At 64.6% G+C, this 14865-nt stretch carries 11 protein-coding genes and 1 pseudogene; 2 read left to right on the plus strand and 10 right to left on the minus strand.

The window, feature by feature from the left end; all coding sequences use genetic code 11:
• Nucleotides 1-27: 27 nt before the first annotated feature.
• The 10 genes from ABWO17_RS01810 to ABWO17_RS01855 all read right to left on the minus strand — a co-directional run bounded on the left by ABWO17_RS01810 (nucleotide 28) and on the right by ABWO17_RS01855 (nucleotide 11876).
• Nucleotides 28-297, minus strand: coding sequence for a hypothetical protein (locus ABWO17_RS01810; RefSeq protein WP_353115468.1), 270 nt, complete (start codon nucleotides 295-297; stop codon nucleotides 28-30).
• Nucleotides 298-571: 274 nt separating this feature from the next.
• Nucleotides 572-1918 carry a dicarboxylate/amino acid:cation symporter gene (locus tag ABWO17_RS01815; protein ID WP_353115470.1) on the minus strand — a complete coding sequence of 449 codons (1347 nt, stop codon included), beginning with the start codon at nucleotides 1916-1918 and terminating at the stop codon, nucleotides 572-574.
• A 184-nt stretch (nucleotides 1919-2102) separates the two neighbouring features.
• Nucleotides 2103-3413 carry a malic enzyme-like NAD(P)-binding protein gene (locus ABWO17_RS01820; protein ID WP_353115472.1) on the minus strand — a complete coding sequence of 437 codons (1311 nt, stop codon included), beginning with the start codon at nucleotides 3411-3413 and terminating at the stop codon, nucleotides 2103-2105.
• Nucleotides 3414-3440: 27 nt separating this feature from the next.
• Nucleotides 3441-3986, minus strand: coding sequence for a Fe-S-containing hydro-lyase (locus tag ABWO17_RS01825; protein WP_353115473.1), 546 nt, complete (start codon nucleotides 3984-3986; stop codon nucleotides 3441-3443).
• Nucleotides 3986-4825: a fumarate hydratase gene (locus tag ABWO17_RS01830; RefSeq protein ID WP_353115475.1), complete on the minus strand. Its 840-nt coding sequence runs from the start codon at nucleotides 4823-4825 to the stop codon at nucleotides 3986-3988. The genes ABWO17_RS01825 and ABWO17_RS01830 overlap by 1 nt, the downstream gene beginning before the upstream one ends.
• The gene (locus tag ABWO17_RS01835) at nucleotides 4812-5609 is read right to left on the minus strand and encodes a fumarate reductase iron-sulfur subunit (protein WP_353115477.1); all 798 of its coding nucleotides are present in this window, start codon (nucleotides 5607-5609) and stop codon (nucleotides 4812-4814) included. Before ABWO17_RS01835 ends, ABWO17_RS01830 begins: the two co-directional genes overlap by 14 nt.
• Nucleotides 5610-5622: 13 nt before the next feature.
• Nucleotides 5623-7512 carry a fumarate reductase flavoprotein subunit gene (locus tag ABWO17_RS01840; RefSeq protein ID WP_353115479.1) on the minus strand — a complete coding sequence of 630 codons (1890 nt, stop codon included), beginning with the start codon at nucleotides 7510-7512 and terminating at the stop codon, nucleotides 5623-5625.
• 14 nt (nucleotides 7513-7526) lie between these two features.
• Nucleotides 7527-8180, minus strand: a complete 654-nt coding sequence (locus tag ABWO17_RS01845) for a succinate dehydrogenase/fumarate reductase transmembrane subunit (RefSeq protein ID WP_353115481.1) — start codon at nucleotides 8178-8180, stop codon at nucleotides 7527-7529.
• A gap of 353 nt (nucleotides 8181-8533) precedes the next feature.
• Nucleotides 8534-9961, minus strand: a complete 1428-nt coding sequence (locus ABWO17_RS01850) for a sigma-54-dependent transcriptional regulator (RefSeq protein ID WP_353115483.1) — start codon at nucleotides 9959-9961, stop codon at nucleotides 8534-8536.
• Nucleotides 9936-11876: a cache domain-containing protein gene (locus ABWO17_RS01855; RefSeq protein ID WP_353115485.1), complete on the minus strand. Its 1941-nt coding sequence runs from the start codon at nucleotides 11874-11876 to the stop codon at nucleotides 9936-9938. Before ABWO17_RS01855 ends, ABWO17_RS01850 begins: the two co-directional genes overlap by 26 nt.
• A gap of 553 nt (nucleotides 11877-12429) precedes the next feature.
• Here ABWO17_RS01855 and ABWO17_RS01860 point away from each other — a divergent pair.
• Both ABWO17_RS01860 and gltA read left to right on the plus strand, forming a co-directional pair.
• Nucleotides 12430-13266, plus strand: a pseudogene (locus ABWO17_RS01860) (sulfide/dihydroorotate dehydrogenase-like FAD/NAD-binding protein); the annotation flags it as partial.
• 48 nt (nucleotides 13267-13314) lie between these two features.
• A complete protein-coding gene (gene gltA / locus ABWO17_RS01865) occupies nucleotides 13315-14694 on the plus strand; it encodes an NADPH-dependent glutamate synthase (protein WP_353115944.1) in 1380 nt (459 codons plus the stop codon).
• Nucleotides 14695-14865: the final 171 nt, after the last annotated feature.

Below are 14865 nucleotides of genomic sequence, written 5' to 3' on the forward strand. Positions count from 1 at the left end.
GCCAATCAGCAGATAACGCGAAGGGCGTCAAAATGCCAGTGCGGTGGGTGGGGGGCTTGGTGTGTGCGCTTTGGATCGAAGAGCGGGTTGCCAGATTCCGGTGACCGGTTGCTCATACGGCGCAAACGTACCCGTCATGCAGTGGCTGTCTTTGGTGCGTTGCGGCACGGGCACGGCGATGATGCGCCGGTATCGGCTGGGAATGACGTGTTCCTCGTCCGCCCTGGGCAGCTTGGGCATTTCGCGTTCGTACAGGGGGCTGGCAAGCACGAAGGCGCGTTTGCCGGTCTTCATCACGTCGTCGCGCCTCGCCTCTTCCGGCTGTCGCCATCCCCCACCGTACACGGGAACCGCCCCGGCACGGGTGGTGCCGGGGCGGTTGCTGGAGTTGCCCCCCGTGGAAGTGCAACGGTGCGGAAGGGTGCGGGCCGGTTGTGGGCAGGTGCGGGAATCGGCGGGCTCCTGCGGGCCACCGGGTGCGCGGGGGGCACCGACATTGGCGGATGGCCGGTCGGCCCGGCAAGCCTGCGGAACCTGTCGTGCCGCAGGCCCCGGCGTGTCGGCCTGTCGGTTATTTCGCCACTTCGCAGGCCTGGGCCAATTCCTTCAGGCTTGCGTCTTCGACGATCAACTCTTCCGGATTGTCGGCGGCAACGTCTGAGGGGCAGTCCAGCACGGCATGCAGGCGGTGGACGTCCAGCGCCCCTTCCCACTTGGACACGACGATGGTGGCCACGCCGTTGCCGATCAGGTTGGTGATGGCCCGCGCTTCGGACATGAAGCGGTCCACGCCCAGCAGGATGGCCAGGGCGGCGATGGGCACGGTTTCCAGGCTCTGCATGGTGGCGGCCAGGGTGATGAAGCCGCCGCCGGTCACCGCGGCCGCGCCCTTCGAGGTCAGCAGCAGGATGAACAGCACGTACAGTTGCGCCCCCAGATCAAGCGGCGTGTTGGTGGCCTGGGCCAGGAAGACGAAGGCCATGGTCAGGTAGATGCAGGTGCCGTCCAGGTTGAAGGAGTAGCCCATGGGCAGGGTAAGGCCCACTACGGACTTGTCGCAGCCGGCATTTTCCAGCTTCGCCAGCATGCGCGGCAGGGCGGATTCGGACGAGGACGTGCCGAGCACCAGCAGGAGCTCTTCCTTGATGTACCGAAGGTACTTCATCAGGCTGAAGCCTGCCCATCTGGCCACGATCCACAGGACGACGAAGATGAAGATGATGCAGGTCGTGTAGACCCCGGCCATCAGGGCTAGCAGTTGCTTGAGGGTGCCTGCCCCGTGTGCGCCAACCACGTACGCCATGGCGCCAAATGCACCGAACGGCGCGAAGTACATGATGTAATGGACGACCTTGAACAGGCCCTTGGAAAACTGGTCGATCCACTGCACCACCACCGTCACCTTCGACCCCAGCGAGGCCATGGCCAGGCCGAAGGGAATGGAGAAGAACAGCACCTGCAGGATTTCACCCTTGGCAAACGCATCCACCACCGAGTGGGGGATGATGTTCATCATGAAATCCACGGTGGACATCTTCTTGGCGGCACCGGCGTACGTGGCCACCTTGGATGCGTCCAGCGAGGCCACGTCCAGGTTCATGCCCACGCCCGGCTTGTACACGTTCACGACGACCAGGCCGATGGTCAGCGCAAGCAGCGTCATGGTCCAGAAGTAGAGCATGGTCTTCAGGCCCACGCGGCCCACCTTGCCCATGTCGCCCATCTTGGCGATGCCGACGACCACGGTGCAGAAGATGATGGGCGCGATGATCATTTTCACCATGCGGATGAAGGCATCGCCCAGCGGCTTCATCGTCCTGGCGGTTTCGGGCTGCACGATGCCGAACAGGATGCCGGTGACAATGGCGAAGATGACCCAGAAGTAGAGCGACTTGTATATCTTTCTCTTTCCAAACATGCTCAGGCCCTCACCTGGTTGATGGTTATCATTGCTGACCACCATGGCCGGACGGCGGAATCAGGCAGCGGGATGCGGGCGCGTGTCGCGCCGCTGTCGCAGTATTCGATGCCGGGCTGCGCGGACCGCCGCTGGCGCACTCCCGGTCGCCACGGGACGGCCGGGAGTTGCATTGCATTTGCGGCTATTCGTAGCTTTGGACAAAGGCGTTGATCCGCGCGCGTGATGTGGCGACACGTTCGCGCAGGCTGATCTTGTAGGCTTCCAGGTCGGCGATGGGGGTCCTGGCCACACCGGTTTCCATGGCCGCCTTGGCCACGGCCGGGGTTTCCCATTCCAGCACGCGGGGGTCCAGGGGCTTGGGAATGATGTAGTCGCGCCCGAAGGTCATCTCCTTCACGCCGTACATGTCGCAAATGGCCGTGGGCACGGGCTCCTTGGCCAGGGCGGCCAGGGCCTTCGCGGCGGCGATCTTCATGGCTTCGTTGATTTCCGTGGCCTGCACGTCGAGCGCGCCGCGGAAGATGTAGGGGAAGCCCGACACGTTGTTGACCTGGTTGGGGAAGTCGGTGCGGCCGGTGCCCATGATGCAGTTGGGGTTGGCCGCCTTGGCGTCGACATACGTGATTTCCGGGTCCGGGTTGGCCATGGCGAAGATGATGGGGTTCGGGGACATGGACCGGACCATGTCCTGGCTGACCAGGTCCTTCTTGGACAGGCCCAGGAAGATGTCCGCGCCCTTCATGCATTCCTGAAGGGTGGCGGGCTTGTCCTGCGCGAATTCGGCCTTGTACTTGTTCACGCCGTCGCGGCCCTTGTAGATGAGCCCCCTGGAGTCGAACATGTGGATGTTCCTGGGGTCGATGCCGATGGACGCATAGAACTTGGAGCAGGCAATGCCCGCCGCGCCGGCGCCCACGACCACCACCTTCATGTCTTCCAGGCGCCGGTTGAGGATTTCGGCCGCGTTGATCAGCCCGGCGCCGGAAATGACGGCGGTGCCGTGCTGGTCGTCATGAAACACCGGGATGTTCATCTCCGCCTTCAGGCGTTCTTCGATGTGGAAGCATTCCGGCGCCTTGATGTCCTCAAGGTTGATCCCGCCAAAGGTGGGTTCCAGGGCCTTGACGATTTCGCACAGCTTGTCCGGGTCGTTGCAGTCGAGATTGATGTCGTAGACGTCGATGTCCGTGAAGGTCTTGAACAGCACGCCCTTGCCTTCCATCACCGGCTTGCCGGCCAGGGGGCCGATGTTGCCAAGGCCGAGCACGGCGGTGCCGTTGGAAACCACGGCCACCAGGTTGGACCGCCCGGTGTACTGTGCCGCCATGGCCGGGTCCGCCGCGATGGCCTTGCAGGCCTCGGCCACGCCCGGCGAATAGGCCATGGAAAGGTCCTTCTGGTTGTTGCAGGGCTTGATGGGCACCACCTCGACCTTCCCGCGGCGGGGAAACTGGTGATAGTTGAGGGCTTCTTCCTTGGTGAACAGCGCCATGTCGATTCCTCCCTGGCAGCGGGGTGGTTAGGGTTCGTACCTGGGCTTGGCGTAGAGTTCCGCGCCGTGGGCGTCGTTGACGACCAGCAGGGGAAAGTCCTTGACCGTCAGCTTGCGGATGGCCTCTGGGCCAAGTTCCGGGTAGGCGATGACTTCCGACGCGGTGATGCGCTGGGAGAGCAGGGCACCCGCGCCGCCGGTGGCGCCGAAGTACACGCCCTTGTGCTCTTGCAGTGCGTCGCGCACCTCCTGGCTCCGCTTGCCCTTGCCGATGCTGGCCTTGACGCCGAGGGCATGCAGGCGGGGGGCGTAGCTGTCCATGCGGCCGCTGGTGGTGGGACCGGCGGAGCCGATGGCGCAGCCGGGCGGGGCCGGGGCCGGACCGACGTAGTAGATGATCGCGCCCTGCAGTTCGAAGGGCAGGCGTTCCTCGTTGTCCAGCGCCTCCATCAGCTTCCTGTGGGCCGCGTCGCGGGCGGTGTAGATGGTGCCGGTCAGGTAGACGACGTCCCCCGCGCGCAGCGGGACCACGTCTTCGTCCCCGAGGGGGGTGGTGAGGTTGTACGTGGCCATCAGAACACGACCTCCTTGGTGCGGGATGAGTGGCACTGCACGTTGACGGCAACGGGCAGGCTGGCGATGTGGCAGGGGTGCATCTCTACCTTCACGTCCAGGCTGGTGGTCTTGCCGCCAAGCCCCATGGGGCCGATGCCCAGGTCGTTGATGGCCGCGAGCAGCTCGGTTTCCATGGCGGCCACTTCCGGGTCGGCGTTGCGCACGCCGATGGGCCGGAAAAGGGCCTTCTTGGCCAGGGTGGGGGCCAGGTCGAAGGTGCCGCCAATACCCACGCCCACCACGGTGGGGGGGCAGGGGTTGGGACCGGCCTCGGCCATGGTGCGCACCACGAAGTCACGAATGCCGGCCCAGCCCTGGGCGGGCTTCAGCATGGCCACGCGCGACATGTTCTCCGAGCCGCCCCCCTTGGCCATGAAGCGGATCCTCAGGGCATCGCCGGGCACCACGTGGGCGTGGATGATGGGCGGGGTGTTGTCGCCGGTGTTCTTGCGCGTCAGGGGGTGGCACATGGACTTGCGCAGGTACCCCTTGTCGTAGGCCTCGACCATGGCGTCGCTGAGCACCTGTTCCAGGCTCCCGCCCTCGATCTTCACGTCCTCGCCGTAGTCCACGAAGAACACGGCGGACCCGGTGTCCTGGCACAGGGCCAGTTGGGTGTTGCGGGCAAGGTCGGCATTTTCGATGAGTTGGGCCATGACCTCCTTGGCCGAGGCGGATTCTTCCTCCGCGTGGGCCTTGGTGAAGGCGGCGTAGACGTCGTCCGACAACAGTCGGCAGGCGTCCATGATCATGTCCCGGACCGCTTCGTGGATGGCCTTGGCGCTAATGCTTTTCATGGCAGCATCCCTTGTGCCCTTTGTGTTGGAGAGCGGCCATGACGGCCTTGGGCAGGATGCCCTTGACCGAATGCAGCGCCAGCATGCGGCGCATGATGCCCAGTTGGTCCTGCAAGGGAAGGTGCTTGGGGCAGACGTCCTGGCAGCCCAGCAGCGCCATGCAGCCGAACACGCCCTGGTCGTTGCCGATGACGTCGTAGTAGGCGTCGTCGGAACGCAGGTCGCGCGGGTCCATGGCAAAGCGGGCGATACGCGCGATGGACGCGGCCCCCAGGAAGTCCTCGCGCATGCGGGCCGTGCCGCAGGCGGCGATGCAGCAGCCGCATTCGATGCAGCGGTCCAGTTCGAAGATTTCCTCGGCCAGGGCGTTTTCCATCCGCACTTCTTCCGCCGCCGGGTCGAAGGCGGCGTCATTGCCGTGCACCCAGGCCTCTATCCTGGTGCCCACGTCGCGGAACCACGTGCCCGTATCCACGGACAGGTCGCCCAGCAGCTTGAAGACCGGCAGGGGGTGCAAGGTGATTTCGGCGGGCAGGTCCTTGGTCTGGGTGTGGCAGGCAAGGCCGGGGCGGCCGTTGATGACCATGCCGCACGACCCGCAGATGCCGGCCCGGCAGCAGAAGTCGAACTTCAGCGAGGGGTCCATCTCGTCGCGGATCTGGGTAAGGGCGATGAACAGGGTCATGGAGTCGTACTCGTTGATGTGGAACGACTGCATGTGCGGACGGGAATCCGGATCCAGCGGGTTGTACCGGAATATCTTGATGTGCAGCTTGCGGTTCATCTGTTTTCCTCCCCTAGCCCTTGCTCTTGGCCTTGTTCAGATTGTCGATGGCGTCCTGAGGAATGCCGAAGCGCGCCTCGGGCAGCTCGTTGGGAATGATCTTGCCGCCGCCGTAGCCGCGTTCGCCGGGGGGAATCTCGTAGTACGGGGAGGCATCCTCGTATTCGAGGGTGGGCAGATGGTCGCCTTCCTTCCAGTAGGCCAGGGTGCGCTTCAGCCATTCCCGGTCGTTGCGTTCGGGAAAGTCCTCGCGCGTGTGCGCCCCGCGCGATTCGGTGCGCATCAGGGCGCCGTAGGCCGTGCACTGGGACAGCTTGATCATGCCCCGCATGCGCAGGGCCGTGGACATTTCGGGGTTGAAGCCGCGGGGGTTTGTCTGCAGGGCGATGCCCCCGGCGCGTTCGTGCAGTTCGGCCAGCTTGTCCACGGCTTTCTGCAGGTCCGCGCCGTTACGGAAGATGCCCACATAGTCCATCATCACCGAATGCATCTCGTCGCGCAGCTTGAGGGCGCTTTCCTTGCCCTTGCGGCCGGTGACGATGTCCTTGATGCGCTCCTCGAGCGTCCGGCGGGCGTCGTTCATGGCCACCATGGAGAAGGTGGCCGTGCTGCCCTTGAGGTACTTGACGATCTGCTTGCCCACGTAGCGCCCGGCCACCACGGTTTCGGCCAGCGAATTGCCGCCCAGGCGGTTGAAGCCGTGCATGTCCCAGCAGGCGGCCTCGCCCGCGGAGTACAGGCCCTTCAGCCCGTAGGCGGCGCCGTCGCGGTTGGTGCGGATGCCGCCCATGGAATAGTGCTGGGTGGGGCGCACGGGGATGAGCTGCTCGATGGGGTTCACCCCCAGGAAGTTCATGCAGATGTCGTAGACTTCGCGCAGCTTGTGGGTGATGTGGTGGACGCCGAGGTGCCGGATGTCGAGCCACAGGTGGTCGCCATAGGGGGACTTGACCCCCAGGCCCTTGCGCATGTGCTCGGTCATGCGGCGCGAAACCACGTCGCGCGAGGCGAGTTCGGCCTTTTCCGGCTCGTAGTCGGGCATGAAGCGGTATTCGTTGACGTCCAGCAGGGTGCCGCCGTCGCCCCGGCAGCCTTCGGTCACCAGGATGTCCGTGGGCACGGTGCCCGTGGGGTGGAACTGCACGGCCTCCATGTTGCCCATGGGCACGATGCCCGTGTCCAGGGCGCAGATCTGGCCGCCGCCGTCACAGATGACCGCGTTGGTGGTGGCGCTGTAGCAGCGGCCGTACCCGCCCGTGGCGATGAGGGTGGCGGTGGCGAAGTAGGCGCGCAGTTCGCCGGTGCGCAGGCAGCGGGCGATGCACCCCATGCACTGCTCGCCGTCGTGGATCAGCACTTCCGCCTGGGTGCGGTCATGGATGGTCACGCCGTACTGCAGGCACTTGCTGTCCAGGGTGTTCAGGACGGAACGGCCCGTGCCGTCGGCGGTGTAGCAGGTGCGCCACTTGGCTGTGCCGCCGAAGGCGCGGGCGTGGATGAGCCCGTGCTTTTCGCGCTTTTCTTCGGCCTCGAAGGGCTTGCCGCCCTTGTAGTAGGTGTGCATGCCCGCTTCCACGCGGTTCCACGGCACGCCCCAGTGGGCCACTTCGCGCATGACGATGGGCGCGGTGTCCGCGAATATCCTGGCCACTTCCTGGTCGCAGCCCCAGTCCGAACCCTTGACCGTGTCCAGAAAGTGGACGTCCGGGCAGTCGCCATCGCCCATGATGGCGTTGCCCAGCGCGGCCTGCATGCCGCCCTGGGCGGCGGACGAGTGGGAGCGGCGTGGCGGAACGATGGACAGGCAGATGGTGCTGAAGCCCGCCATGGCGGCCTCCACGGCCACGCGTTCACCGGCCAGGCCGGCACCGATGCACAGTACGTCAGTGTAGAAGATCTGCATGGTGTTCCTCGTGCTTAGATGCTCAGCCAGTAGAGCCGGGCAAGGGTAAGCAGGCCGATGGCGACGAACCCGCCCATCATCACGACCTCGGCCCGCTGGTACCAGGCGCGGCGCGCGCTGGAGATGAAGCCGTACTTGATGCCGATACGGTAGAAGCCGATGCCGACGTGCATCTCGGCCATGGGCAGCAGGACCAGGTACAGGGGCAGCCAGGTGCCGCCCTGGACGCGCGCCGCGCTCTTGGCGGCGGATATGGGCAGGTCGGAAAGCACGGTGAAGACGTGCACGGAGGCAAGGACCAGGATGATGATGGCGCTGACCACCTGCACGAGCCACAGGGTGGTGTCCTTGTGGTGCAGCATCCTGCTGTGCGTCACGAAGGCCTTCCACTCGCCCTGTTCGAAGGGCATCTTCCGCGCGGCAAGGATGAAGTGGACGACCATGATGACGAAGATGGCCGGGCCGCCGATCTGTGCCATGTAGGTGGCCTCGAAGAAGTGGGCCAGGGCGTTCATGATGTCGGGGCTCAGGACCACGCTGGAAACCAGCAGCAGGTGGGCCCACAGGAAGAGGATGAGCAGCGCGCCGGACGCCACCATGACGAAGTCCAGTCGGCCGGCGATCTTGCTTTGATCCGGAACGTGCAGGGTAATCGCGCTCAAGTTCATGGCAATGGCTCCTCGGATACGATCATTTCGTTTGTTCGCGCATGGTGCTCCGGTCTGTTGTTCATCTGCCGGAACCGGAAGGGATGGACCGGACAGCCGTACCTCCTCGTGTTCCCTTTTCCCGTCTGGCCGGATGCGGGGCGCGAACCGTGTCGCCACCCCCACAGCATGGGGCGTACCAAAAATGATGTCTGGAAATACTCTTGAATAACAGTATATTGCGGATGGTGATGGCGGCAGCGCAACGAGCTTTCCTGCCGGACAGGACGGAACATTCCTGTCGGATGGGAGAGTGCTGCCCCAAAAAAAAGGCGCGGCAGAATGCCGCGCCGTGAAGGGACCTGTGGATGGGGCTAGTGGGTGGTGATGCCGTACTTCTTGAGCAGCGCGTATAGGCGTGACTGCGAAAGGCCCGAAAGCCTGATGACCTCCCGGATGTTGCCGTTGGTGGCTGTCATCAGGTTCTGGAGGTAGCGGCTTTCGGCCCTGGCCAGAACCGCGTCCCTGTATTCCTGCAGGGGTTGCGAGGGGGTGACGTCGCCAGCGCCGCCGTTGGCGTCTTCTGGCGTCTTGGCGGCGGAATGCGCCGGCCCCGCGATCCTGGCCCTGGCCACCTTGGCCCGCAGGCCGGGCGGCAGGTGCTGGGGAAAGAGGTACTGGTCGAGCTTCGCGGCCGTGAAGGCGTGCTCCAGGGTATGGATGAGTTCCCGGACGTTGCCCGGCCATTCGTAGGCGCCCAGCGTTTCCAGAAAGTCCGTGCTGCACGTCTTGGGTGCCGCTCCCGCCCGCGCGCACATGGCTTCGAGGAAGTGTTCGGTCAGCAGCCGGATGTCTCCGGCGCGTTCGCGCAGCGGGGGAAGGTGGATGTGCGCGGCGCGCAGGCGGTAGAGCAGGTCCGACCTGAAGGTGCCTGCCACGGTCATGTCGTCGAGGTTGCGGTTGGTGGCCGCCACCAACCGGAAATCGACGCTGCGCTCTTCCCTGTCCCCCAGCGAACGGACGCTGCGCTCCTGCAGGACGCGCAGGAAGTTCTTTTGCACGGTGGGGGGCAGTTCGCCGACCTCGTCAAGGAACAGGGTGCCGCCGTTGGCTTGCAGGATGAGGCCGAGCTGGTCCTTTTCCGCCCCGGTGAAGGCCCCCTTGCGGTGGCCGAACAGGATGGACTGGGCGATGCTTTCGGGCAGGGTGGCACAGTCCACGGTCACGAAGGGGCCGTCCGAGCGCCCGCTGTTCTGGTGGAGGGCATGGGCGAAGAGTTCCTTGCCGGTGCCGGTTTCTCCGGTGATCAGCACGTTGGAGTCCGCCCCGGCGAACTGGGCCACCGCGTCCAGAACCCGTGTGAGGGCGGGACTTTCGCCGATGATCCTGTCCCGGCTCAGCACGGACCACAGCGTGTTGCCGCCCTCCTTGCTGCGCGCGCGCCGATAGTCCAGGGCCCGCTTGAGGGTCAGGGATATCTGTTCGACGCTGTAGCTCTTCTCGATGTAGTCCCAGGCCCCGTTCTTGATGGCCAGTTCTGCGCCTGCCGGGTCACCCATGCCCGTGACGATGATCACTTCCGGCTTCGCGGACATGGCCGTCAGCTCGCCAAGGATGGAAAGCCCGTTTCCGTCCGGCAGCTTCACGTCAAGGAACACGACGTCGAAGGCCCTGGCCCTGGCCATGCCCACCCCGGCGGACAGGGTGCCGACACTGTCGACGTCGCAGCCCATGCGCTTCACCGTCCGGGACAGCACATGGCAGATCGACTCGTCGTCATCGATGATGAGTATTCGCGGCATGGTGCTCCGTGCGCTGCACGCGCGAAGGGTTGCTCTCCAGAACTTCCCGCACTCCCCGGCATATCTCCACCGTGTCGAACGGCTTGCGGAAGAAGGCCGACACCCCGGCCTTTTCCAGGTCCGTCGGCACCCTGTTCAGCAGCCCGTCTCCCTCGAAGCCGCTGCACAGGATGACCGGGATGTCCGGGCGGATCTTGCGGACTCTTTTGATGAACTCGGTCCCGTTCATTTTCGGCATGAGCTGGTCGGTGATGATCAGGTCGTAACTGCCCGGACTTGCGGAAAAGATGTCCAGGGCCTTGGTGCTGTCCAGGCAGCTGGTGACGGTATAGCCCACCCGGCTGAACAGCCTGTGCAGCGAGGCGATGAGGTCGCTGTCGTCGTCAAGGAGCATGATGTGCTCCGTGCCTTCGGGCAGTTCCAGGTGCCGTTCGTGCAGGGTGTGTTCTTCCGATGGGGTGGCGCAGGGCAGCAGGACGTGGAAGGTGGAGCCCTTGCCGGGGGCGCTGGCCACCGTGATGGCCCCGCCGTGCATGGTGACGATGCTCTTGGTCATGGACAGGCCAAGGCCCGTGCCGCCGGACTTCTTGCGCGTGGTGTAGAACGGCTCGAAAATGCGCTTGATGATGACGGGCTTCATGCCCGCGCCGTTGTCCGTGACGGAAAGCCGGGCGTACGACCCCACCTGCAACCCCATGGTCCGGGCCTCGTCGTCGTCCAGTTCCACCGCCGCCAGCTCCACCGTCAGCACCCCGTTGAAGCCACGCATGGCCTGCTCGGCATTGGTGCACAGGTTCATGATGATCTGCAGCAGCTGGTCGGGGTCGGCCTCCACCCAGATGTCGTGGTCCTCTATCCGCCTGCGCACCTCGATGCTGGCCGGAATGAGCGTCTGCACGAAGTCCGTGCACTCATGGGCGATGCGGGCCAGGTTGACGGGCTGCCGGGGGGCATCGGCCTTGCTGCTGAAGTTTTTGATCCGCCGCACAAGGTTCTTGCCGCGCTTGGCCGCCTTGGAGATGTGCTCCAGGTCGTCGTGCGCGGGCGAGCCGGGGGGGATGTCCATCAGGGCCAGCGCCGCGCAGGAGGATATGGCGCCCAGCACGTTGCCGAAGTCGTGGGCGATGCCGCCCGCGAAAATGCCCACCGCCTCCATCTTCTGGGCCTGCATCAGCTCCCGCTCCAACTGGCGCCATGGCTTGAGAATGGAGTTGATCATGATCAGGCTGATGGGCGCGACCACGAAAACCAGCAGCAGGGCGACGCCCGTGCCCACGGTGAAGATGGCGCGCCGGTGGATCTTGGTGAAGATGTCCGAAAAGGTCTGCTGGTCCCGGTTTATGTCGTCTATGTACAGGCCGGAGCCGAGCCAGAAGTCCGTTTCGGGAATGAGCTGGGCGTACACCAGCTTGGTCCTGCGAAACGATTCCCCGGGCTTGTAGAAATTGTACTGCACGAAGCCGCCGCCAGAGATGGCCTTTTCGGTAAGCTCCCTGATGTATTTCGTGCCTGTGTCGTCTTCCGTCTCCAGGCGTTGTTGCCCCTGGAAATCTGGAAATATGGGATGCGCGACGTTTGTTCCGTTGGTGCTGTAGGCAAAAAAATATCCGCTGTCGTCGTATTTGGCGTGGTTGACGATCTTGCGGACGGTTTGTTCCTTGCTCTCGTCGCTGTACTTCGCGATTTCCCCGATTGAACCGGTCATGGATTGCACGGACGTCCTGAGCGTACGGCGCATGTTTTCGAGCATCATCTGTCTGGCCGCAATCTTCGTTTCTTCCAGCGTCTTGTTGATGTAGAAGCTGTAGACGAAGCTGATGGCGGTGGCGAACACGATCATGAACACGACAAGCAGCGCTATCCGGCTGATGACGGAATAGCTGAGCAACGGAATGTATTTCTTGATGCTGCGCATGTGGTCGTTCTGCTTCTGGTTGCGTTGCCGCGCCTGAAATACCTGCGAATATGTCTAGTCGAGCATGCCCCCGGCCACAAGGGCGCAGGGGGGCACGTCTGCCGCGTGGCCCCCTGCCGTGGACATTTCGGCAAGGAGCGGCCCCCCTTGGCCTTCCGGGGGGCTTTCTACCAAAAACGCATACAAGTACCGTGCCGGTGGCGCATGCCGGGCGGAACTTTTAAAAATATTTTTATTTCACGATGTTGCGCAAGCGCCACAGGACGGAGGGTAGAGGCTGGCGTGTGCATTCCTGCCAGGCAGGAAACTGTTCCCGTCACCTGGGAATTCGGGCCTCCGCCGGTCTTTTTGTCGATTTTAGTGGTGGTATTCTGGTGCGTTGCAAAACGGGGCCCACTGGCATGTCCGGTGCATTTGTCCTCGGACGCCCCCGGGCCAGGGGCGCACTTTCGCGGCCGCCCGGCCCCTCCGGACCTGGCCTGGTCTGATCAGGCCAGCCATGGCCGGAGTTGGCCGGACCACGATCCCTGACCGCAATCGACAGGAAGGAACCATGCCGAATACCATCCTCGAAAAGAAACAGCTTATTCCGGACCAGACCTCCAAGCTCGTCATTCATGCGCCGGACATCGCGGCCAGGGCGCAACCGGGGAACTTCGTCATCCTGCGCGTGCACCCCAAGGGCGAGCGCATTCCCCTGACCATCGCCGACGCCGACCCGGAAAAGGGTACCATCACCATCGTCTACCTGGTCCTTGGCAAGACCACCGCCATGCTCGAGGAACTGCAACAGGGCGACGACATCCTGGACCTGTGCGGTCCCCTGGGCAAGGCCACCCATATCGACCGGATGGATACGGTCATCTGCGTGGGCGGCGGCACGGGCATCGCGGCCATGCACCACATCGCCAAGGGCCACCACGAGGCGGGCAACCGGGTCGTGGCCATCATAGGTGCCCGCAGCAAGGACCTGCTGCTCTTCGAGGACGAGCTGAAGCTGTTCGCCGACGAGGTGCTGGTGTCCACCGACGACGGCAGCTACGGTCACAAGGGGCTGGTCACGGAACTCCTGCGGCAACGCCTGGAACGGGACCAGGGCGTGGGCGAGGTGGTGGCGGTGGGGCCGGTGCCCATGATGGCCGCCGTGGCGCGCACGACCAAACCTTTCGGGGTCAAGACCACCGTTTCGCTCAACTCCATCATGGTGGACGGCATCGGCATGTGCGGTGCCTGCCGCGTCAGCGTGGGCGGAAGCACCAAGTTCGCGTGCGTGGACGGGCCCGAGTTCGACGGGCACGAGGTGGACTTTGTGGAGCTTGGCAAGCGGCTGAATTTCTTCAAAACCCTGGAAGGGCAAAGCATGGCCCGCAGGCACGAATGCCAGTGCGCCGAAGCAGAGGGCAAGAAGCAGAAGAAGGCGCTTGCCCCGCGCGTGTCCATGCCGCACCAGCCTGCGGAGCAGCGGGTGAACAATTTCGACGAGGTGGCCCTGGGCTACAGCATGGACATGGCCGTGCAGGAGGCGCAGCGCTGCCTGCAATGCAAGAAGCCCCAGTGCGTCAGGGGCTGCCCCGTCGAGGTGCCCATTCCCCAGTTCATCGCGGCGCTGGCCGAACGGAACGTGGAAAAGGCCTACAAGATCATCAAGAGCACCAACAGCCTGCCGGCCATCTGCGGGCGCGTCTGCCCGCAGGAAAGCCAGTGCGAGGGCGGCTGCGTGCTGGGCGCCAAGGGGGAGCCGGTGGCCATTGGTCGCCTGGAACGTTTCGTCGCCGACGAGTTCTTCCACCGCGATGCCTGCGACCTCATTTCCGACAGGCCGCAATGTCCGCTCATCGATCCCGCGAAAAAGGTGGCCTGCATCGGTTCCGGCCCCTCGTCCCTGACCGTGGCGGGCTACCTGGCCTCGCGCGGGTGCAAGGTGACGGTCTACGAGGCGTTGCACGAATTGGGCGGCGTGCTGGTCTACGGCATTCCGGAGTTCCGGCTGCCCAAGAACAAGATCGTGGCCAAGGAGGTCAACGCCCTGCAGGAACTGGAAGTGGAGTTTGTCCGCAACGCCGTGGGCGGCAAGACGTTCGGCATCCGCGACCTGTTCGCACAGGGCTGCAAGGCCGTGTTCATCGGCGTGGGTGCCGGGCTGCCCCGGTTCATGAACGTGCCCGGCGAGAACCTGAACGGCGTGTTTTCGGCCAACGAGTACCTGACCCGGGTCAACCTTGGCCGGGCCTACGACTTTCCGCACTTCGACACGCCCATCGTCCGGGGCCGCAACGTCACCGTCTACGGCGGCGGCAACGTGGCCATGGATGCCGCGCGCACTGCCCGGCGCCTGGGGGCGGAATCGGTGCGCATCGTGTACCGGCGCACCGTGGAGGCCATGCCCGCCCGGCGCGAGGAGGTCGAACACGCCATCGAGGAAGGGGTGATCATGGAATGCCTGGCCGCGCCCCTGGAATTTTTGCCGGGGCAGGACGGCAACCTGGGCACGGTGCGCTTGCAGCGCATGGAACTGGGCGAACCGGACGCCTCGGGGCGGCGCAGCCCCAGGCCCGTCCCGGATGACGTCTACGAACGGGACACGGACCTTGCGGTCATTGCCGTGGGCACCCGTTCGAACCCCGTGCTGCTGGAGAACGAGCCGGGCCTTGCCCTGAACAAATGGGGCTACATCGAGGTGGACGAGCACACCGGCGAGACGAGCATGCCCAACGTGTTTGCCGGGGGCGACATCGTCACCGGCGCTGCCACAGTCATCCTGGCCATGGGGGCCGGGCGCCTGGCAGCCAAGGAGATAGCGCGTCGGCTGGGCTGCTGATGTCTGCCGCGCCGGGCGGGCTCAGTCCGCCCGGCGCTTTTCCGGTATGGGTTTGCCCGTCGCCCGGCGAATGCCAGGGCAGGGGGGCTTGCGGCAGGGCTGCGTGGTTCCGGCTGCGGCGTATCAACCGCATACGCACCACGCCAGCGTGAGGGAAGGCTGAGGGGGGGG

The organism is Nitratidesulfovibrio sp., from assembly GCF_040373385.1.
GTDB lineage: Bacteria > Desulfobacterota > Desulfovibrionia > Desulfovibrionales > Desulfovibrionaceae > Cupidesulfovibrio.